Origin of the sequence: Streptomyces sp. NPDC005496 (assembly GCF_042872045.1) — a bacterium.
In the GTDB taxonomy this organism is placed as follows: domain Bacteria; phylum Actinomycetota; class Actinomycetes; order Streptomycetales; family Streptomycetaceae; genus Streptomyces.
The window spans coordinates 76,135-96,568 of sequence record NZ_JBIAJQ010000018.1; the positions used below are offsets into that span (position 1 = coordinate 76,135).

Sequence of the window (20,434 nt, forward strand, 5' to 3'; positions counted from 1 at the left end):
ATCGGGACATGACCTCATCAGCACGCCCGCACAGCCGGCGTCGCCCCACTCGGCGCCGCGCCCTTCTCGGCACACTGGCCGCCCTCGGGCTGACCGGCAGCACCTTCCTCGTGAGCGGCATGGCCGGCACGGCAGACGCGGCGGCGGCCTGGCCGACCCCGACGAGGAGCGTGCCCGTCACCGCGACGAAGGCGGTCTCCGGCACATACGACGGCGGCCTGCAGCGCTTCTACGGCAGCGGTGACCTCGGCGACGGCGGCCAGGACGAGGGCCAGGACCCGCTGTTCAACCTGGCGGACGGAGCGGTCCTCAAGAACGTCGTCATCGGCGCCCCGGCGGCCGACGGCATCCACTGCGCCGGCACCTGCACGCTGCAGAACGTCTGGTGGGAGGACGTCGGCGAGGACGCCGCCACCTTCAAGGGCAAGTCGTCCTCGGCCACGTACACCGTGACCGGCGGGGGCGCCAAGTCCGCGTCGGACAAGGTGTTCCAGTTCAACGGCGCCGGCAAGCTGACCGTGACCGGGTTCCAGGTCTCGAACTTCGGCAAGCTGGTCCGCTCCTGCGGCAACTGCTCCACGCAGTACAAGCGCACGATCGTGGTCAGCGACGTGGACGTGACCGCGCCGGGCAAGTCCGTCGTCGGCATCAACACCAACTACGGTGACACGGCGACCCTGTCGAAGATCCGCATCCACGGCGACAGCAGCAAGAAGATCAAGCCGTGCATCCGGTACACGGGCAACAACACCGGAGCCGAGCCCACCGAGACCGGCAGCGGTCCCGACGGCACCTACTGCAAGTACACGGCGTCCGACATCACCTACAGCTGATCCGGCGTCCCGGCGGCCGGTGGACCCGCCCTTCCGAGGGTCCGCCGGACGCCGAGCGCCTTCGGCCCTGTCGAGCGCCGGAGTTCACGGGAACGGGGCCTGCCTGCGGTTCGGGGCGTGCCGGTGGGATCTCTCCTGTGTACCGTCGGCCTGGGGTGAGGTGCGCCCCGCCTCCGTGACGGCAGGAGTGAACATGCAGTACGTGAAGCTCGGTTCGACGGGCCTGGACGTGTCCCGGATCTGCGTGGGATGCATGAGTTTCGGCGTCCCGGACCGCGGCACGCACGAGTGGACCCTCGACGAGGAGGCGTCCCGCCCGCTGATCCGGCAGGCCCTGGACGCCGGGATCAACTTCTTCGACACGGCGAACGTCTACTCCGACGGCACCAGCGAGGAGATCGTCGGACGAGTGCTCGCGGACCTGGCGCGCCGCGAGGAGGTCGTCATCGCGACCAAGGTCAACGGCGCCATGCACCAGGGGCCCAACGGCCGCGGCCTGTCCCGCAAGGCGATCATGACCGAGATCGACAACAGCCTGCGCCGTCTGGGCACCGACTACGTCGACCTCTACCAGATCCACCGCTGGGACCCGGCCACGCCCGTCGAGGAGACGATGGAGGCCCTGCACGACGTGGTCAAGGCGGGCAAGGCCCGCTACATCGGGGCGAGTTCGATGTACGCGTGGCAGTTCTCCAAGGCGCAGTACACCGCCCGGCTGAACGGGTGGACGCGGTTCGCCTCCATGCAGAACCACTACAACCTCCTCTACCGCGAGGAGGAGCGCGAGATGCTGCCGCTCTGCGCGGACCAGGGCGTCGCCGTCCTGCCCTGGAGCCCGCTCGCCCGCGGCCGGCTGACCCGCGAGTGGGCCACCGACAGCGAGCGCAGCCGCACCGACGAGTACGGCAAGAAGCTGTACCAGGAGGGTGACCGCGTCATCGTCGACACCGTCGGCCGGATCGCCGCCGAACGCGGTGTGCCCCGGGCGCAGGTCGCCCTCGCCTGGCTGCTGCGGCAGGACTCCGTGACCGCTCCCATCGTGGGCGCCACCAAGGCCCGGCACCTTGACGACGCGGTCGCCGCCCTGAGCCTCGAACTGAGCGACACGGAGGGCGAACAGCTGGAGGAGCCCTACACGCCGCACGCGATCAGCGGCCACTGACGTCCCCGCCCGGCGGCGTGCACGGCCCCGCCGGGCGTGCCCGTTCTCCGGGCCACCGGGTTCTCTCGTCTGGCGGGAACCGAGGCCGGCGTCCCGCGCTCAGTCACGCGGGACGAGTGTCCCCGGCACCACCAGGTCGGCGTGCTCGCGGGTCGTGGCCACCAGTCGGGCGTTGTGCTCGTCCGTGCCGTGGACCCAGGCGACCGCCGTGTCGTGGTCCTTGCCGAAGCGTTCGTGGCGGGCGACGAGGCGGCGTACGCGCTCCTCCTCGTCGAGCTCGCAGAACCAGACCTCGTCCAGTTGCGGCCGCACCCGCGCCCAGTCGCCGTCCGGTACGAGGAGGTAGTTGCCCTCCGTGACGACCAGGCGCGCGCTGCGGGGGACCGGGACGGCGCCCGCGAGAGGCTGCTCCAGGGTGCGTTCGAAACCCGGCGCGTAGACGACGTCGTCCTCGTCTTCGCGCAGCCGGCGCAGCAGCGCCGCGTAGCCCGCCGCGTCGAAGGTGTCGGGGGCGCCCTTGCGGTCGCGGCGGCCGAGCCGGTCCAACTCGGCGTCCGCCAGGTGGAAGCCGTCCATGGGGACGTGCGCGGCCCAGGGCGCGACGTCCTCGTTGAGTGCCGCGACGAGGCGTTCCGCCAGCGTCGTCTTGCCCGCGCCGGGACTGCCCGCGATGCCGAGCAGGGCGCGGCGGCCGGGTCGCACGAGCGCTGCCGCTCGCTTCAGGAGGTCGTCGAAGGTCATGGACGCGTTTCCCCTTCGGTGGTCGGGCGGCCGGGCGGAATCCCGAGAGCCGCTGCCGGCAGGACTGGCGGGGATGACGCTCCCCATCTCGGGCAGACGCTTTCCGAGATCGTGGAAGGAGTATGAACCGACGATGCCCGCAGCCGGACAGCACCATCGCACCGGGCGCCGCGCGGCTGACGTACGCGATCGGCGTGTGGCGCCCGCCACCCGCTGGGAGGGCACCGCCCTGGGAAGGTTCTCACCATGACGCAGCTCGGTCTTCCGAAAGAAATCCAGGCCTGTCTCTTCGATCTCGACGGGGTCATCACCAAGACCGCCGTCGTGCACGCAGCCGCGTGGAAGCGGACCTTCGACGACTTCCTGCGCCGGCGCGACGGCGACGGCTTCCGTCCCTTCTCGGACGACGACTACGACCGGTACGTGGACGGAATGCCCCGTGCCGACGGCGTCCGCTCCTTCCTCGCCTCGCGCGGCGTCGAACTGCCCGAGGGCGGCCCCGACGACCCGCCGGACGAGGAGACGGTGCATGGCCTCGGCAACCGCAAGAACGAACTGCTGCTGGACCTGATCCGCACCGACGGCGTCGAGGCCTACGACACCACCCTGCGCTACATCCAGGCGGCCCGCGCCGAGGGACTGCTCACCGCCGTGGTCTCCTCCAGCGCCAACTGCCGGGACGTCCTCAGGTCGATCGGCGCGGAGTGCCTCTTCGACGTCCGGATCGACGGCGTGGTCGCCGCGGAGCGGAAACTGCCCGGCAAGCCGCGGCCGGACACGTTCCTGGCAGCCGCCCGCGATCTCGGCGTCGAGGCGTCGGCGGCCGCCGTGTTCGAGGACGCGCTGGCCGGCATGGACGCCGGCCGTTCCGGGCACTTCGGGTACGTCGTGGGCGTGGACCGCGTCGGCCAGGCGGACGCCCTGCGCGAGCACGGCGCGGACGTCGTCGTGTCGGACCTGGCCGAACTGAGGGAGCAGCGTTGATCACCCACACGTCGTACGCCGTCGAGCCGTGGGCGGTGCGGGAGCACATCCTGCACCTCGACGTGCTCCCGCAGAGCGAGTCGGTGTTCGCGCTGTCCAACGGGCACGTCGGCTGGCGCGGCAACCTCGACGAGGGGGAGCCGCACGGCCTGCCGGGGTCCTACCTGAACGGCGTCCACGAGACCCACCCGCTGCCGTACGCGGAGGCGGGATACGGCTACCCGGAGTCCGGGCAGACCGTCATCAACGTCACCAACGGGAAGATCATCCGGCTGCTGGTCGACGACGAGCCCTTCGATCTGCGGTACGGCCGGCTGCGTTCGCACGAGCGGGTCCTCGACCTGCGCACCGGTCTGCTCACCCGGACCTGCGAGTGGACGTCGCCTGCCGGGTCGACCGTGCGGGTGCGGTCGACGCGGCTGGTCTCTTTCACCCAGCGGTCGATCGCCGCCGTGGCCTACGAGGTCGAGGCCGTCGGCAGCGAGAGCCGTATCGTCGTCCAGTCGGAGCTCGTCGCCAACGAGCAACTCCCGGGCCACAACGGAGACCCCCGGGCCGCGGTCGCGCTGGACTCGCCGCTGGAACCGGAGGAGCACTTCGCGAAGGACCGGCGGCTGCGTCTGGTGCACCGCACCCGGCGCAGCGGCCTGCGTGTCGGCGCCGCCGCCGACCACGCCGTCGACGGACCGGAACCGACGACCACGGACAGCGAGAGCACCGACGACGTCGCCCGCCTCACCGTCACCTCCGTCCTCGCCCCCGGGCAGAAGCTGAGGGTCGAGAAGTTCGTCTCGTACGGCTGGTCGAGCACGCGGTCGCTGCCCGCCGTGAGCGACCAGGTGGACGCGGCGCTGGCGGCGGCCACGAGGTCGGGCTGGCAGGGCCTCGTCGACGAACAGCGCGCCTACCTGGACGACTTCTGGGCCCGCGCCGACGTCGAGGTGGACGGTGACGAGGAGGTCCAGCAGGCGGTCCGCTTCGCCCTCTTCCACGTGCTGCAGGCCGGTGCCCGCGCCGAGCAGCGGGCCATCCCGGCGAAGGGGCTCACCGGCTCCGGTTACGACGGGCACGCCTTCTGGGACACCGAGACCTTCGTTCTGCCCCTGCTCATGTACACGTCGCCGAATGCCGTGGCCGAGGCCCTGCGCTGGCGCCAGAACACCCTGTCGGCCGCCCGCGAACGGGCGGCCCTCCTCGGGCTGAAGGGCGCGGCGTTCCCGTGGCGGACCATCGCGGGATCGGAGGGGTCGGCGTACTGGCCCGCCGGCACCGCCGCGTTCCATGTGAACGCCGACATCGCCGACGCCGTGGTGCGCTACGTCGCCGTCACCGGTGACCGGGCCTTCGAACGCGACACCGGCGTCGAGCTGCTGGTGGAGACGGCCCGGCTGTGGCGCTCGCTCGGCCACCACGACCACCAGGGGAACTTCCACATCGACGGCGTCACGGGACCGGACGAGTACAGCGCGGTCGCGGACGACAACACGTACACCAACCTGATGGCCCGTACGAACCTGCTCGCCGCCGCCGAGGTCGTCGAGCGCCATCCCCGGCGGGCCGCGGCCCTCGGTGTGGACGACGAGGAGAGCGCCGCCTGGCGCGACGCCGCCGAGGCCATGCACATCCCGTACAACCACGAACTGGGCGTCCACGAGCAGCACTCCGGCTTCACCCGCTACCAGCGCTGGGACTTCGCGTCCACGGGCCCGGAGCAGTATCCGCTGATGCTGAACTTCCCGTACTTCGACATCTACCGCAAGCAGGTCGTCAAACAGGCGGACCTGGTGCTCGCGATGTACAAGTGCAGCCCGTTCTTCGACGAGGAGCACAAGGCCCGCAACTTCGCCTACTACGAACCCCTCACCGTCCGCGACTCCTCCCTGTCGGCGTGCTGCCAGGCCGTCATCGCCGCCGAGACCGGCCATCCGCACCTCGCCTACGACTACCTGATGGAGGCGGCGCTGATGGATCTGGAGGACCTGGAGCACAACACCCGCGACGGGCTCCACATCGCCTCCCTCGCCGGGGCGTGGATGGCGCTCGTCGCGGGCTTCGGCGGGATGCGGCACCAGGGCGAGCGGATCGAGTTCGCGCCCCGGCTGCCCGAGCGGATCAGCCGTCTGGCCTTCCACGTGGAGATACTCGGCCGCCGCCTGCGCGTGGAGGTCAAACCGGCCGCCGCGACGTACACCCTGCTGTCCGGCGAACCGCTGACCGTCCACCACTACGGCGAACCGCTCACCGTCGACGCGGACAAGGCGCGGCAGCGCGACATACCGAAGACCCGGCAGCGCCCGGCACCGGAGCAGCCGCCGCACCGGCGCCCCAACAGCGGACTGCTGGGACGCGTCGACGGGGGGTGAACGGGCCGGACGTATGCTCCCGGCATGAAGCGCATCCTCGTGGCCGGCATCAGCGGAGCCGGGAAGTCCACCCTGGCGCGCGCCCTGTCGGCACAACTCGGCCTGCCGTACCACGAGATGGACGTGCTGTACTTCGCGGGGCCCGGCTGGGCGGTGAACGAGACGTTCGCCGAGGACGTCGGCCGCATCGCCGGGTCCCCGGGCTGGATCTTCGACTCGTTCGGCTATCCGGAGGTCCGCGACCTGCTGTGGGAGCGCGCCGACACGGTGCTCTGGCTGGACTACGGGCGAGGCGTGGTCATGCCGCGCGTCCTGCGCCGCTCGCTGCGCAGGACGCTGACGCGCGAGCGGCTCTTCGGCGGCAACAGGGAGACCCTGGCGGACTGGTTCCGCGCCGACCACCCCGCCTGGTGGGCCTGGTCCCGGCACGGGGCGCGGCGCGCGGAGATCGGCCGCCGCGCGGAGGACGCGCGGTTCGCTCCGCTCCGGGTCGAGCGCTTCACCACCCCGCGTCAAACCGCCCGCTGGCTGCGGTCCCTCACGGCCGCCGAGTCGGACTGACGCCGCGTCAGCCGCCGAAGAGCTGCGTCCAGTACGTGCCCGCCGGGCCGCCGCCCGCGAAACCGACGCCGAGATGAGTGAAGGCCGGCTTCAGGATGTTGGCGCGGTGGCCCGGGCTGTTCATCCAGCCCTGGACGACCTCGGTGGGGAAGCGCTGACCGCAGGCGATGTTCTCCCCGACGGAGCGGTGGCCGGAGCCCGCGGCGGCCGCCCGGTCCCAGGGCTCCCGGCCCTCCGGCGAGGTGTGGGAGTAGAAGCCGCGGACGGCCATGTCGGTGCTGTGCGCCTGCGCGGCCTCGGTCAGCCGGGCGTCCGCGGCCAGCGGGCGCAGACCGGCCGACGTCCGCTCGGCGTTGGTCAGCGCGAGGACCTCCGCCGCCGTCCGCGCCAGTCCGGCGGGGGAGAAGGGGCAGGCCCACAGCGCCGTCCAGAACAGGTCACCGGAGCGCGGCGCGGCGGCGTGGCCCACCCCGACCTGGCCGAACGCCGGTGCGCACAGGGTGAGTCGGGACCGCTCCGTCGAGAGGCAGTACTCCACGAACTCGGCCGGGGTGCGCGGGCCCGACACCAGGTGCTCGCCGACGGTCAGGTACGCGTATCCGGTCGCCGTGAGGCGCTGGTGGACGGAGACGCCGTCCAGGGTCTCGGCGCCGAGGCGTCCGGTGGCGGCCATCGCGGCGGCGTGCGCTTGTGCCGCGGCCGTCAGCCGCGCCTCGGTGAACACGGGCGGGGCCCCGGCGGCGGCGCGTGCGGCGTTCACGCGCGCGAGGAACTCGTCGGGGCCCTGGTGGACGCGGGGGTCTCCACCGGGCGGCCGGCCGGCGGGCCGGGGCGGGACGACCCCGGGTGCCGGGCGAGGCGGCGCAGGCATGGCGGGGGTCGTCCCGAGGGGCGCGGGGCGGGGAGCCTCCGGTGCCCGGCGGGCCGGCTCGGCGGGAGTCTCGTCGATGACCTCGATGCCGAAGTCCCGGGCCACGCCCGCGAGTCCGTCGGCGTAGCCCTGTCCCAGCGCGCGCAGTTTCCATCCAGTGCCGCGCCGGTAGATCTCGGCGATCAGCAGGACGCTCTCGCTGTCGGGGCGTGGCGGCGCGAAGCGGACGAGGGCACGCCCGCCCGGCCCGCTCACATGCAGTACGGGCACGGGCAGCCGGCCCAGGGGTGTGTCCGGGTCGGCGGCGCCGACGACCAGGCAGACACGGGAGGCGCCGGGCCGCAGCCCCGCGGGGTCCACGGTCAGGCCCTCGCCCGTCAGCCGGACCCCGGGCGCGCCGGGCTGGTTGTAGAAGACGAAGTCGCCGTCGCCCCGGACCTTCCCGCCGTCGTCCGTGATGAGCGCGCTGACGTCGAAGGGGCCCGGCACCCGGAGCGTCAGGGTGCCGGACGGCAGGGGCACGTTGCCCCCGGGAACAAGCTCGCTCATCGCGCCGCCCGTCGGGTGTCGGTCCTCCGCAGCGGCCTGCCGAGCGGGCGGCCCGCCGTCCCTGGCCGCACCCCTCGGGCCGCTACTCCGACAACGCCCGGCCGGTACCGCGCGGTTCCCTCGACGGCACGGCGGAGCGCAGCGACCTGAGGGCCAGCAGCAGGACGCCGATGTCGTCCAGGTAAACGGGGTCGGGCACCAGGTCGGTGGGGAGCACGAGATAGGCGACGGCACCCCAGAACACCCAGCGGGGGCCGGCCGGGAGCCCGGCGCGGCGCAGATCGCGGCGGGCCCGCACGAGCCGGACCAGCAGGGCGACGGCCACCGCCAGTACGGCCGCCGCGAGGATCGCGCCGACGACGAGCAGGTTCCGTGTCGTGGGTTCCATGTCCGCGTCCTAGTCGTGGTCGGGTGTGTCGAGTCGGCAGACGACGAAGTCGGTGAAGGCGTGGCGTCCGGGCCGGTCCCCGATCTCGTCGATCGCCGCGCGGATGTCGCGCAGCCGTTCCGGCGGCAGTTGCAGAGGCGGCTCGTCGGGCTGGTACGTGGTGCGCACCGGGTAGTCCTCGCCCGGACGCCGGGTCATCTCGATGTGGCAGCCGAGGACGTGGCTGACGGGCCGCTCCGCGCAGAAGGCGATCAGCCGGTCGACGCTGCGGGTGAAGGCGGGCCAGTCGTCCACGTAGAGGCGGCCCGGGTAGACGGTGTCGCCGGTGAGCAGGAACCCGGTCCAGGGGTCGTAGTACGTCACGGCCGCCTCGTGGTGGCCGGGGGTGGCCAGGCACTCCAGCACCCGCCCGCCGAGGTCGACGCGCGCGATCCGGTCGGGGTCGTCGGTGAAGCCGAAGTAGGCGAAGGCGCTGTCGCGGGCCGCGTCCACCACGCGGGTGTCCGGGCGGCCGGTGAACTGGCCGTCGGCCGCGATGTGGTCGCCGTGCGGGTGGGTGTGCAGCACGAGCAGTCCGTAGCCGTCCCGGGGGTGCGCCGCCAGCCACCGGTCCATGAGTCCGTCGACCACCCGGCGCAGCGGGAAGAACGCGGGCGACGCGGTCGCCCCGGTGTCGATCAGCACGGCACGGGTCTCGCCGAACAGCAGGAAGAGGAACGGCGCCTCGTAGTCGACGGCCATGTTCTGCCGCAGGACGACGGTGTGCTCGTCGTACACGTGGACCTGGATCTCGGGGTCCGTGTCGTGCTTCGCCGACGGCGATCCGTGGATCCACCGCACTTCGAGCGAGCGCACGCCGGGGGATGCGGCGGTGACGAGGCCCTGCGGCTCTGGCGCGTCCACGACGGCTCCTTCGCTGCGTCGTCCTGCTGACCGGGTACGGCTCACATCCGGCCCGAGGCAGGCACGGCCGCGCCGCCGCGGGGAAATTACCACGGCTCGCGTACCCGCCCTGCCGCTGATCAGGCGTCGGGCGAGGGATAGAGCCACAGCCGGAACAGCCGGCTGAGTCCGGGCATGATGACGTAGGTGAGCAGGGGCAGCAGGACGAGCGGGAACACGGCGGCAGGGGCCAGGCGGCCGTCCGCGGCGTCACCAGCCACTGGATCAGCAGGGTGCACGGATAGGCGCCCAGGAACGTCGTGAGGGCCATCTTCCAGCGCGCGGGTGCCCGTACCGCGGTGCCCGGGAGACTGAACCAGGTCTCCATCCCGGTCGTCGACTGCCGCTCGCTGCTGACCTCGGTGGCGACGCCCTCGATCCGCGCGTGCCACTTGGCGCGCTCGGGCGAGTCCAGCCACTCGCCGAGCCGCCGCGCGTCGGCGAAGCGGAGTACGGCGTGGCTGAGGTGGCCGTCCTCGGGGCGCAGCCAGGAGACGCCCTCGTTGCCGGTGAACTCTCTCGCGCAGCGCGTGATGCCGTGCGTCCACTCCTCGAACTCGGCCTCGTGTCCCGGGCGGATTTTCCAGGTGAGTACGGTCGTGATGGGGTCGCCGTGAGGGGTGCTCATGTAGACATCGTCTGCCACGTGTGGCGCCGGTCATGCACCGGCGCGCCTCCGGGGCGGTGCGCCGTCAGTGCGGGCGGCCGGCACCGCCGTCGACGAGGGCCTGGCTGACGACCCTGATGCTGCGGGCGATGTGGTGGAGCTGGCGGACCTCGGCGGCGTACATCTTGATGGTGTGCTCGATGACGGACTCGGGGATGCCGAGGGCCGGGAGTTCGGCGCGCGCGGTCTGCAGCGCCGTCCGCGCGACCCGCATCTCCTGCTGCACCTGGATCTGCGCGTGGCGGGCGAGCAGCACGGGGTGGCGCATGAGCGCCGGGTAGCTGGCGTAGCGGGCCGGCACCAGGTCGCGCAGCCACTTGGCGGCCGACCTCTCCCAGTCGTAGCTGCCGGGGTTCTTGACCTGGCACGGCCAGTCCGTACTGATCGGCGAGTAAGTCAGGGCCATGTTCTTCGCTTCCGGGGGACGTCGGCGGCTCAGTGCGGGTTCTGGGGCGGCCCCGACCTAGGGGATGACCGGGGCCGCCGCCACGGCACTCGTGAACGAGTCCCGTTCCGAGCACCCGGAACCCGTTGGGTAGGAGCGGACGGCCCCGGGTGATCGTCGGAGGTGACCCCGGAGGCCTCTGGGGTCACGATCCGCAAGGAGTATTTATATATACCGCCGGATACGCAAGGACATGAAAAAATTCATGCGCGATATGGGAGGAATAGTCCGGTGATGACACCGTCACGCACCGTGCCGCGTCGTCAGTCCTTCAGGAAGAAGTGGTGCTGCTCGGCGATCTGCTCGTACTCCTCCAGGCGGCCCTGGGTCCGCTCCGGGTCGGCGTCGGTCATGGCCTGGAGCAGCGCCGAGGACATCACCACGGGCGCCGCGTAGGAGTCGAAGACGAGCCGGGAGCCCGTCCCGGTGGCGAAGGTGACGTCGGCCTCGTCGGCCAGCGGCCCCAGCGCCAGGTCGGTGACCAGCGCGACCCGCAGCCCGGCCCGCCGCGCCACCTGCACCGCCGTGAGCGTCTCCTGGGCGTGCCGGGGCATCGCGAAGGCCAGCACCCAGGTGCCGCCCGCCTCCCTCGACTGGAGCAGGGCGTCGTACGCGACGCTGCCGCCCCGGGTCACCAGCCGCACGTCCGGGTGGATGCGCCGAGCGGCGTACGCGAAGTACTCGGCCAGGGACACCGAGATCCGCAGGCCCAGCACGGTCAGCGGGGTCGAGAGGGACAGCGCACGGCCGATCTCGATCACCCGGTCGGGGTCGGCGAAGTCGCGGCGCAGGTTCTCCAGGTTCTCGATCTCGGCGTCCACCGCCGCTTGGAGCTCGTTGCTGCGGTTCTCCGCGGGCGTGGCCGGCGCGCTGCCGAGCGTGGCGAGGGCGATCGCCTGGAGCCGCTCCCGCAACGCCGGGTAGCCGCTGAAGCCGACCGCGGCGGCGAAACGGGTCACCGAGGGCTGGCTGACACCCACCCGCTCCGCGAGATCGGTGATCGACAGGAAGGCCGCCTCGGTGATGTGCTCGATCAGGTACTGGGCGATGCGCCGCTGCCCGGGCGAGAGCCGGGGGCCGTCGAACAGCTCCCTGAGCTGGGAGGTCGGGGCCGCGCCCGCCTCCGGTGCCGTCCTGCCCGAGGTGATCGCAGATGCCTGCGCGCGTGCCTGCTGCGGCGATGGCACCGGGCCGCCTCCTTCGTGTCCCACGAGGACTCAACATAGCTCACTGTCCGTGCTGACCTGGGCGGGTACGGCCACAACCAGGTGGCAGCCGACCCGTTTCACCGCCACCCTCGGGGTACCCGTGTCAGCACGAACGCGCCTGTGCGCAGGCGAGAGGGAGAGGCTTTTCGATGAGTACGAGTCCGCTGGCCGCATCGCAGGTTCAGGTGGTGCTCAGCGACTGCTCCGCGGCGGACGCCGGGAGCCTGTTCGCGGCACTGTGCAGCCGCTTCTCCTCGGACCGCTGTGCCGAGGACAAGCCTCATGAGACCGAGGGGAAGCGGCCCACGATGTGGACCGGTACCTTCGACACCTCCGGTTCGTCCGGAGACACCCCCGTGCCGCCCGCGCAGCTCTCGGCGCCGGTGACCGCGGACGTCCAGGGCGGTCCTCTCGCGGTCAAGCACCTGCGTGAGGCCCTCGGCGAGGCGTTCACCGTGCACGTACTGGGCGAAGAGGCCGGTGACCAGGAAGTGGAGGTCCAGCTGCGGCTGGAGAACAAGGCGGCGAACGGGGACCAGGCCATATGAACGCGGACGCGGTGGCAAGGGGAGGGCGATTCCGCGTCCGGCGAGCGGCGACCGGTTCGGCGACGGAGACCGCCGCCAAGGCGGGACTGGCCGCACGTGGTGTGATCTATCTGCTGGTCGGTGTCCTGGCGCTGCAGATCGCCTTCGGCGAGGGGCACCGGCAGGCGGACCGCAGTGGTGCGCTGGAGGAGATCGCCGCGCAGCCCTTCGGGGCGGCGCTGCTGTGGATCCTGGGCGCCGGCCTCGTCGGCATGGCGCTGTGGCGGTTGTCCGAGGCGGTCTTCGGAGCGGTCGGCGAGAACGGCCGCTCCTGGCGCAAGCGGCTCATGTCGGCGGCGCGCTGCGTCTTCTACGCGTTCGTCGCCTACTCGGTGCTGTCCTTCGCCGCGGGCTCGGGCGGCGGGAAGTCCAGCGACAAGCAGTCCCGGGACGTGACGGCCCGGGTGCTGGAGATGCCCGGCGGCCAGTGGATCGTGGGCGCGGGCGGTGTCGGCATCGTCTGTGCCGGCGTGTGGATCGCCGTCCGGGCGGTGATGCGCAAGTACCACAAGCACATGAAGCTCGGTGAGATGTCGCGGACGACGCGCCGGGTGGTCGACGTCTCGGGTGTGGGCGGCGGAGCGACGCGCGGTGTGGTGTTCGCCGTCGCCGGTGTCTTCGCGGTGCGGGCGGCGGTAGCCTACGAGCCCGACAAGGCCAAGGGGCTGGACGACACGCTGAGGTCGTTCGCCGAGACCCCCGTCGGGCCCTGGCTGCTGGCGTGCGTCGCCGCGGGCCTCGTCCTGTTCGGGGTGTTCTCCTTCGCGATGGCCCGCTGGCGCAGGGTCTGAGGACCTGACACGAACAGCGGCACACGGCCGGCTCCCGCTCAGCGGGGGGCCGGCCGTTCGGCGTCTGAAGCACCGTCCTCCGTCAACTCCGTTCTGACGGAAAGTTGCTGACGTTACGTCACCACAGCCGGCCTGGACGCACCGGTGCCCCCGTCGCACGGCGGCGGCGGGGGCACCGGGCCTGATCGGTCAGGGCTGCGCGGTCAGGGCGAAGCTCTGCACCGAGGAGTCGTCACACGTCCGCTGGGTGAGCTGGACGCTGTTCGTCGCGGTCGAGGCCGCGCTCAGGCACTTGCCGCTGTGCCGGGCGACGAAGTGGTACCGCCCGCTGCTCTCCTTCACCGGCCGCCACTGCTGGTTCGTCCCGCTGGAGTAACTCCACAGCTGGAGCGGCGCGTTGTCGGCCGTGGAGCGGTCGACCACGTCGATCACCTGCTGCGGGTTGCCCCGGACGGCGATCCGCGTGTAGCCGCTGTCCGTGGCACGGAACTGGAACTGCTGGGCCTGCGTGCCGTTGCAGGTGTACTGCTGGACGGCGGTGCCGTTCGCCGTGGCGGCGGAACGGGTGTCCACGCAGGTGCCGTTGGCCTGGTTCGTCAGGGAGTACCAGGTGGTCTCGGAGATGCCGTCCGCCGGGGGTGTCGTCGGGTCGGCGCCGCCGAGCCACTTCAGGCCGTCCAGCAGGAACCGGTTCTGGGTCTCGCTCGCGAACGTCGACGACAGACGCGTGTTGGTCGAGTAGTTCATCGCGTTGTGGCCGAAGTTCGCGTACAGCATCCGGTACTGGGTGTTGGTCCACAGGATCGGGTAGTAGCCGCTGTACCAGGACTGGTCGGGGTCGGTGCCCAGGGGGAAGCTGCTGAGGTCGACGGAGGCCAGGATCTTGATGTCCGGGTTCTGCCGCAGGTCCTTGGTCCAGCTGTACCACTCGCTGACCGACGAGGTGAAGGTGGCCGGCAGGTTCCTGGTGGCGGCGTGGGTGCTGTTCTCGACCTTGAGTTTCGCGCTGGTCGGTCCCCAGGTGTTGGTGCTGAAATTTCCGCTGCCGAGGAACTGGTTGTGGTACCAGGGCCAGGCGGCGGCGTCGGTCGTGAAGGCGGCCACGTGGAAGCCCATCCAGGCGCCGCCGCCCCGCATGTACTGCTCGAAGCCGGCCCGCTGGGCCGCGGTCTGCGGCGCGTCGTCGAGGAACAGGACGACCTGGTAGGCGTTCACGCCGCCGTTGCTCAGCAGGTCCCAGTTGTTGCTGGGCGTGTAGGTGAATCCGTTCGCGGCGGCCTGGCGGGGGAACCAGTCGTTCGCCTCCTTGACGAAGTCGATGTGCGCCGCGTCGTAGGTGCCGCTGTAGAGCGCCAGCACCTTGAAGGGGGTCGCCGCGGGGGCCGCGTGGGCGGGTGTCACCGCCGGGCCGAGGAGGGTGGCCAGCAGGAGGAGCACGCGCAGGGCGGCGCGGGCCGGTGCGGATCTGGTCACGTGCATCGGGGAATCGGTCCCTTCGGTGCGGCTCACGGGTAACTCACCAGGTTGGCCACGTTGGTGGCGGAGTTGGAGGGTCCGCCCCGGTCGTTGACGACGTGCCGGATGGTGCCCGTGCCGCCCAACGACACCGTCACCATGTTCTTGAAGCGGACGTTAGCGGTGTTCGGTGCCTCGATGGCGTGCTCGGCCGTGACGGCCGGATCGACGTTGAAGTAGCAGTAGCTGCCGAAGCCGTACACCTGGTGGCTGGTCACGGAGTCGGCCACCTTGTAGGCGGCGTAGCCCTGGGTCGAGCCGTTCATCCAGGCGGCCTGACCGGGCGGGTCGTACGGCATCTCGTTCTGGTAGAAGTACGTGCGGCCGCCGTTGCCGTTCCAGAGCGTCTGGTGCTTCTGGAAGTGCTCCACGAACAGGCCGTACATGGTGACGTCGTCGCCGTTGACGACGAGTCCGGTGTTGGCCGTGTTGCTGGTCCAGCCGACGCCGCTGCCGTGGTCGGCACGCCAGATCCACAGGTGGTCGCCGATGACGTCGTCGCTGTTGACCGTCAGGCTCGTGGTCGCCTTGCCGACGCCCGCGCCGCCGACGCGGAAGAACACGTCGTGCAGGGAACTGGGGTCTGCCGCGTGGTCCGCCGAGGAGCCGCTCGGGCCCATCTCCATCAGCCGCGCGGAGTTCGTGGTCCCGGCGTCGAACAGCAGCCCGGCGAGCTGGACGCCGTCCACGTCGGCGACGGTCATGGCGGTGATGCCGTTGTCGGGGATGAGCGTGGCGAGGCCGAGTCCGAGGACCACGGTGTCGGCCTTGGTCACCTTGAGCGTCTGGCTCAGGTGGTAGACGCCCGGGGTGACCAGCAGGTGCTTGCCCGCGGCGAGCGCCTCGTTCATCTGCGCCGCCGTGGCACCGGGCTTGACGACGAAGAAGTCCGAGAGGGGCAGGGACGTGCCCGCCGGTGTGCCCGAACTCCACGTGGTACCGCTCGTGTTCGTGCGCGCGGCCGGGACGAAGACCTTGTAGGCGCCGGCCGGGTCGACGTACAGGAACGGCTTCTCGCGGGTGACGGGGCTCTGGTCGACCGTGGTGTACGGCGGGCTGGGGAAGCTGTTCGCGGGAGCGTTCCTGGCGCCGACGAACACCATGTTCCAGTTGGAGCCCGTCCAGCTCGACCATTCAGTGTTGCGGGACAGCCACTGCTGCTGCGAGCCCGACCTGACCTGGCCGTCGACCTTGGTGTCGGCCATGTAGCCGCCGCTGGACCAGCCGCCGTCGTCCAGCTGGAGGTTGCCGCGCAGGTGCATCCGCCGGTAGGGCGCCGCCTGTGACACCGCCCAGCGGTCGGTTCCGGAGGCCGGGGTCACCGACAGGTTCTCCGCCGACCGCCAGAAGTTCTGGGTGGCGTTGCCCTGGAACCAGTCCGCCTCGGCGTGCACGGCGCCGCGGATGGTGACGTCGTCGGGGGACAGCCCGAGACCGGCGACCTGCGTGTAGAAGCCGACGTTCGCGTCGGCGTCGTAGGTGCCGGGCTTGAAGAGGAACGCCTTGCGGGCGGTGCCGAACTGGTTGGTCTCCTGTTGCGCGAAGGCGGCGTCGAGGGCGTTCTGGACGGTGGCGGCCGGGGTCGACGGGTCGAAGACCGTGACGTTCGGCCCGAGGTCGGGGGTGCCGGGCGGCTGGGGCGCGTCGACCGGGTTCACGTAGAAGGACTGGGCCTGGCTGCCGTTGCAGGTGTACTGCTGGAGCTGCACGCTGTCCGCGGTCGACGCGCTCGGCACGTCGAGGCACTTGCCGCTCTTGCGGTTGACGAAGTGGTAGGTGCCGCCCGACTCGGCCACCGCCTGCCACTGCTGGTTGTCGCCGCCGCCGTACGTCCACAGCTGCACGCCCGCGCCGTCCGCGGTCGAGACGTCCTTCACGTCCCAGGCCTTCGTGGCGGCCGGGCGGTTGACGACCTGGGCGAATCCGCCGGAGGTGTCCTTGAACTGCCACTGCTGGGCCTGCGTGCTGTTGCAGGCGTACTGCTGGACGACGGTGCCGTCGGCGGTGGCGGCGGACCGCGCGTCGACGCACTTGCCGCTGCCCGCGTTGACGACGGTGGCCCAGCCGGTGGGCACCGCGGCGGCGGCAGCGGTGGCGGCCTCGGCCGGTGCGGCCGGCGCCACGCCGGTCGCGGCGGCCGCCACGAGGGCGAACACGCCGAGCAGTCCGGGTGTCCGGCGGCGGCCGGGTTCTCGCCTCGATCTGGGCACGGCTACTCCTGGAGGTGGGGGGGGGTGGGGAGACGTGGACCGAGGGCTCAGCCGGTGTACTTGGCGAAGATGCTCGTGAACTGCCAGGGGGTCTGGGCCACGCCCGAGCAGGTGTCGTCGTTCGGGTAGGCGCCGGGGCACGGCCGGTCGCGGTTGGCGGACCAGAAGGTCAGGCGGGCCAGGTGGTGCTGCTGCGCGTAGCCGAGGATGGTCTGGAAGTCGGCGGGGGTGACGGTCTCGTTGACGTCGGTGATGCCGTTCATGGAGGAGATGCCCATGCCGCGGTAGGCCTGGTCGTCGCTGTAGCCGTAGGCGCTCTTGAGCGCCGACTTGAGCCCCTCGGCCGCCCGCAGGGTGAGCGTCCCCATGTTCTGGCCGGCGCCGCCGAAGTCGAACGGCATGATGGTCCAGCTGTCGACGGTCAGGCCGGAGGCGGCCGCCCGCTTGATCAGGCCGGTGTCGGGCCCGCTCTGGTCGGTGCCGATGGTGATGTACACCTTGATGCCGGGGTTGTTGGTCTTGACGGTCTTCAGCGCGTCCACGGTCCGCTGCTGCACTGTGCCGTTGCTGTAGGCGTCGGCCTCCAGGTCGATGTCGATGGCCTTCAGCCCGTAGGCGTTGATGACCTTCTGGTACGCGGCGGCGAGTTCGCCGGCGCTGGAGCAGGAGCTCTCCAGCTTGTTGCCGCTGTAGCCGCCGAAGGACGGGATGACGTCGCCGCCGTTGGCGCGCACGGTGTTGACGGTCTGCTGGTCGACGCCGCCCGTGAGCGGGCGGCTGCCGTCCCACTGGGGGTTGCAGTAGCCGTTGCTGAGGACGAAGGCCAGCGTGAACCACTTGACGCCGGTGGCGTTCATGACGGTGGCCGGGTTCGGCGGGCTGCCCCAGCCGTTGTAGAGGTACGGGGCGACGGCCATCGGCGCGGAGGGGGTCGTGCCGCCACCGCCCGCGGCGGGCGCGGTCCACTTCTGGTTGGCGGCCCCCGTGCAGGTCCAGAGCTGCACGGGAGTGCCGTTGGCCGAGGTGTTGCCGGTGACGTCCAGGCACTTGTCGGCCTGCGGGTTGACGATGTCGCGGGCCGCGGTGACCGTCCACTTCTGGTTCGCGCCACCCGTGCAGTCCCACAGTTGCAGCTTCGCGCCGTTGGCCGTGGAGTTGCCGGTGATGTCGAGGCACTTGCCCAGCGCCCGGATGGTCTGGTCGGAGCCCACGGTCCACTGCTGGGCGGTCGTGCCGTTGCAGTCGTAGATCTGAACGGCGGTGCCGTTGGCGGAACTTGCTCCGGCGACGTCGAGGCACTTGCCGCCGAGCCCGGTGACGGTGCCGGTCGCGGCTGCCGCGGGCGACACGGTGAGAGCGCCTGCCGAGAGGGTCAGGGCTGCTGTCGAGAGGGTGACACGGAGCGCGGTGGAGCGCGCGCGGGAACGTCCGGCCATAGGGATCACGGCCCTTCACAGGTGGCTGATGGTGGGGGGAGAGGGTTCACGTACGTGAACATCGAGCGCATTCGTGGAGGCTTGGTGATCGGTGAACCTAAAGGTCTGAACCAGACACGTCAAGAGGTGAAGCAAAGAGACCCGGGAACGGGTGTGTGGGTGCGAGGAGTTGAAGGGCGGCGGTTCAGAACGCCTGGAGGTGGACCCGCGCCCGGTCGCCCTTCAGTGTCTCGATGTAGATGTCGATCTACTGCACGTCTCCGCGGCGGTCGTCCTGGACGCACGGAGGGCACACCCCGGCCCAGCGGGGCCCGTCGAGTGTCTGGGGTTCGGCCAGTCCGAGGTGGCCGAAGCGCTCTCCCCGCGGGGCGAAGTCCTTCGACCTCACTTCAGAGGCTCTTCGGAGCGCAGGTCGCCCGCGACGCGCTCGGCGTTCTTCACGCTGTTGACGAAGGTGAGCAGGTAGACGTCTTCCTGCGGATTGATCTGGACGGCGCCTTTGGTCCCGGTGGCGTCCTCGGGTACCGCGACACGCATGAACGCGGAGGCCTCGGCCGCGCCGGCCTGCTCGTCCCAGTGCCAGTCACGCCCCTCGGCCGCGAGGCGGTCGGCCCCGTCCGGGCCGGTGCGGGAGGCGAGGAGGACGGCGGTCACCAGAGCCGTCGACGAGGTGGGTGCGGCGTCGGATCTTCAAAGGTTCTCCTCGCCGCCGCGTGACGCGTTCAGGCGGCGGCCTTCTCGGGCCCTGGTGTGGAGTCCGAGGTTCGCAAACGGCGGTGGGCTCGTCCAGTTGCCCTCTCCCGGGTCGCACGGTGTGCGGGCCGGGGTCCGGCAACCGGACCGCCGTCGCGTCAGGTCGACCAGACCACCCCGCCGTTGTGCAGGACGACCACCTTGCCGTCCGCGCGCAGGACGAGCTGGGCGTTCTCGTGGCCGTGGCTGCGGGAGGCCCAGATGGGACGGTCGTCGGCGTTGTGGATGACGAGGTTGCCGTCCTGCTGGAAGATCGCCCGGTGGTCGGGCCCGAACGTCATGGACGCCCAGATGGCCTTGTCGTGCTCGTTGTAGACGACGAGGTTGCCGTCGGTCTGCATGATCATGCGGATGCGGTTGGTGGACCAGGACTGCCCGACCCGCAGGACGCTGGTCGCGTAGACGGTCTTGGTGCCCCAGTTCGGCTTCGGGTCCGCCTTGGGCTTGGTCTCGGCCTTCGGCTTCTTCTCGGGCGACTTGCTCGGCTTCGGCGACGGCGACGGCGAGGGCGCGGGCGGGGCGACGGCGACCTTGGGGGCCTCGCTCTTCTTCGGCTTCTTCCTGCCCGGCGACACGCTGGGCTTCTCGGCCACGTAGTCGTCGAGCGCGGCGGGGGCCGAGCTGGCGTTCAGGACCGTGTCGGAGCCCGCGGCCAGCCCCTTGGCCGAGCCGGGACGCTCGTCGTCCGCGCTGCCGGCCAGCAGCAGGGGTATGGCCACCAGGACGGCGCCGGCGATCGCGGCACCCGCCAGGACCGGCTTGCGGGGACGCCCGGTGCCGACGCCCGTCTCGGACTTGACGTTCGGAGGCGTGGCCGCGACGGCCACCGCCGTGGCGGTGCCCTCCTCGGGCTCCTCGGCGGGCTCGGCGGCGGCCGGGGGAGCCTGCGGTGCGGGGGCGGCCGGGGGCGCCGGCTCCGCGGCGGTCTCCTCGGTCTCCGGGCTGCTTCCGGACTCCGCCTCGGGGGCGGCGGCCACGCTCGGGGCCTGCTCGTCCGGCGCCGGGGACGGAGGCGAAGACGGGGGCGTGGACCCTGCCTCCGCCGCGCGGGCGGCGGCCGCCTCCGCGTTCGCGCCGGGGGTCTGGGGCGTGGGGGACATGCGGTACTCCTCCTCGGTGGCGGAGCTGTCGGTGAGGGGCACGGACCCGCGCGGCGGGCGGGCCGGTGAACACCGGTCGGCTCGGCGGGCGTTGGTCAAGTGCTCGTCGAGATGCGCCAGTTCGGCCCGGTGCGGTGCGCCGGGCCCGCCTGTCCGTCCACGGTGGCGGCCGCGGCCGGTCCGAGGCCCAGCGAACCGCGAAGTCCCCTCGTGCGCCCCTGGCTTGGACGCCCGGGCGGAAGGCAGTCGTACGTTCGACGGGCCCGATGGCGTATCCAACTTAGCCCGTCACAAGAGCGACAGCAGCACCGGCCGTCCCGTACGCCAC

At 71.5% G+C, this 20,434-nt stretch carries 18 protein-coding genes and 2 pseudogenes; 7 read left to right on the forward strand and 13 right to left on the reverse strand.

All coding sequences use genetic code 11. From position 1 onward, the window contains the following. The first annotated feature begins 8 nt into the window (after positions 1 to 8). Positions 9 to 833 (forward strand): pectate lyase, encoded by an 825-nt coding sequence (locus tag ACFYQQ_RS38175; protein ID WP_355793230.1) that lies wholly within the window; start codon positions 9 to 11, stop codon positions 831 to 833. 193 nt (positions 834 to 1,026) lie between these two features. Next, complete coding sequence (locus tag ACFYQQ_RS38180) at positions 1,027 to 1,995, forward strand: aldo/keto reductase (RefSeq protein WP_355793232.1); 969 nt, start codon at positions 1,027 to 1,029, stop codon at positions 1,993 to 1,995. Between the two features lie 99 nt (positions 1,996 to 2,094). On the opposite strand, the pseudogene ACFYQQ_RS38185 reads toward ACFYQQ_RS38180, so the two are convergent. Next, a pseudogene (locus ACFYQQ_RS38185) lies at positions 2,095 to 2,739 on the reverse strand (nucleoside/nucleotide kinase family protein); the annotation flags it as partial. A 243-nt stretch (positions 2,740 to 2,982) separates the two neighbouring features. Here ACFYQQ_RS38185 and ACFYQQ_RS38190 point away from each other — a divergent pair. The 3 genes from ACFYQQ_RS38190 to ACFYQQ_RS38200 are packed head-to-tail and all read left to right on the forward strand — an operon-like array spanning position 2,983 to position 6,644. After that, positions 2,983 to 3,720, forward strand: coding sequence for a beta-phosphoglucomutase family hydrolase (locus tag ACFYQQ_RS38190; protein ID WP_355791198.1), 738 nt, complete (start codon positions 2,983 to 2,985; stop codon positions 3,718 to 3,720). Then, positions 3,717 to 6,083: a glycosyl hydrolase family 65 protein gene (locus ACFYQQ_RS38195; protein WP_355791195.1), complete on the forward strand. Its 2,367-nt coding sequence runs from the start codon at positions 3,717 to 3,719 to the stop codon at positions 6,081 to 6,083. Before ACFYQQ_RS38190 ends, ACFYQQ_RS38195 begins: the two co-directional genes overlap by 4 nt. 24 nt (positions 6,084 to 6,107) lie before the next feature. Then, the gene (locus ACFYQQ_RS38200; RefSeq protein WP_355791192.1) at positions 6,108 to 6,644 is read left to right on the forward strand and encodes an adenylate kinase; all 537 of its coding nucleotides are present in this window, start codon (positions 6,108 to 6,110) and stop codon (positions 6,642 to 6,644) included. 7 nt (positions 6,645 to 6,651) lie between these two features. Here ACFYQQ_RS38200 and ACFYQQ_RS38205 read toward each other — a convergent pair whose 3' ends face one another. The 7 genes and pseudogenes from ACFYQQ_RS38205 to ACFYQQ_RS38235 form a co-directional block, all read right to left on the reverse strand. Next, positions 6,652 to 8,064, reverse strand: a complete 1,413-nt coding sequence (locus ACFYQQ_RS38205) for a CAP domain-containing protein (RefSeq protein ID WP_388907119.1) — start codon at positions 8,062 to 8,064, stop codon at positions 6,652 to 6,654. Positions 8,065 to 8,146: 82 nt separating this feature from the next. Further along, positions 8,147 to 8,452 carry a YkvA family protein gene (locus ACFYQQ_RS38210; protein WP_356239725.1) on the reverse strand — a complete coding sequence of 102 codons (306 nt, stop codon included), beginning with the start codon at positions 8,450 to 8,452 and terminating at the stop codon, positions 8,147 to 8,149. A 9-nt stretch (positions 8,453 to 8,461) separates the two neighbouring features. Continuing rightward, entirely contained in the window at positions 8,462 to 9,355 is an 894-nt protein-coding gene (locus ACFYQQ_RS38215; protein ID WP_355784877.1) for an MBL fold metallo-hydrolase, read from the reverse strand. 119 nt (positions 9,356 to 9,474) lie between these two features. After that, the gene (locus tag ACFYQQ_RS38220) at positions 9,475 to 9,615 is read right to left on the reverse strand and encodes a hypothetical protein (protein WP_355784879.1); all 141 of its coding nucleotides are present in this window, start codon (positions 9,613 to 9,615) and stop codon (positions 9,475 to 9,477) included. Positions 9,616 to 9,833: 218 nt separating this feature from the next. Beyond that, positions 9,834 to 10,022, reverse strand: a pseudogene (locus ACFYQQ_RS38225) (antibiotic biosynthesis monooxygenase); the annotation flags it as partial. Between the two features lie 64 nt (positions 10,023 to 10,086). After that, positions 10,087 to 10,467 carry a hypothetical protein gene (locus tag ACFYQQ_RS38230; protein ID WP_355784882.1) on the reverse strand — a complete coding sequence of 127 codons (381 nt, stop codon included), beginning with the start codon at positions 10,465 to 10,467 and terminating at the stop codon, positions 10,087 to 10,089. Positions 10,468 to 10,769: 302 nt separating this feature from the next. Next, positions 10,770 to 11,693 (reverse strand): MurR/RpiR family transcriptional regulator, encoded by a 924-nt coding sequence (locus ACFYQQ_RS38235; RefSeq protein ID WP_355784884.1) that lies wholly within the window; start codon positions 11,691 to 11,693, stop codon positions 10,770 to 10,772. Between the two features lie 170 nt (positions 11,694 to 11,863). Between ACFYQQ_RS38235 and ACFYQQ_RS38240 the strand changes: the two genes are divergently transcribed. Further along, entirely contained in the window at positions 11,864 to 12,262 is a 399-nt protein-coding gene (locus ACFYQQ_RS38240; RefSeq protein WP_355784887.1) for a hypothetical protein, read from the forward strand. Continuing rightward, a complete protein-coding gene (locus ACFYQQ_RS38245) occupies positions 12,259 to 13,092 on the forward strand; it encodes a DUF1206 domain-containing protein (protein ID WP_355784889.1) in 834 nt (277 codons plus the stop codon). The genes ACFYQQ_RS38240 and ACFYQQ_RS38245 overlap by 4 nt, the downstream gene beginning before the upstream one ends. A gap of 189 nt (positions 13,093 to 13,281) precedes the next feature. On the opposite strand, the gene ACFYQQ_RS38250 is transcribed toward ACFYQQ_RS38245, so the two are convergent. From ACFYQQ_RS38250 to ACFYQQ_RS38270, 5 genes are all read right to left on the reverse strand, one after another. Further along, on the reverse strand, positions 13,282 to 14,571 hold the full coding sequence (locus tag ACFYQQ_RS38250; protein WP_355784892.1) for a ThuA domain-containing protein: 1,290 nt from the start codon (positions 14,569 to 14,571) through the stop codon (positions 13,282 to 13,284). Between the two features lie 26 nt (positions 14,572 to 14,597). After that, positions 14,598 to 16,751, reverse strand: coding sequence for an RICIN domain-containing protein (locus tag ACFYQQ_RS38255; RefSeq protein WP_388907141.1), 2,154 nt, complete (start codon positions 16,749 to 16,751; stop codon positions 14,598 to 14,600). A gap of 113 nt (positions 16,752 to 16,864) precedes the next feature. Then, positions 16,865 to 18,253 carry a ricin-type beta-trefoil lectin domain protein gene (locus tag ACFYQQ_RS38260; protein ID WP_355793765.1) on the reverse strand — a complete coding sequence of 463 codons (1,389 nt, stop codon included), beginning with the start codon at positions 18,251 to 18,253 and terminating at the stop codon, positions 16,865 to 16,867. Between the two features lie 384 nt (positions 18,254 to 18,637). Then, on the reverse strand, positions 18,638 to 18,907 hold the full coding sequence (locus ACFYQQ_RS38265; RefSeq protein WP_355793763.1) for a hypothetical protein: 270 nt from the start codon (positions 18,905 to 18,907) through the stop codon (positions 18,638 to 18,640). Positions 18,908 to 19,104: 197 nt separating this feature from the next. After that, a complete protein-coding gene (locus tag ACFYQQ_RS38270; protein WP_388907127.1) occupies positions 19,105 to 20,106 on the reverse strand; it encodes a mannose-binding protein in 1,002 nt (333 codons plus the stop codon). Between the last annotated feature and the right edge of the window lie 328 nt (positions 20,107 to 20,434).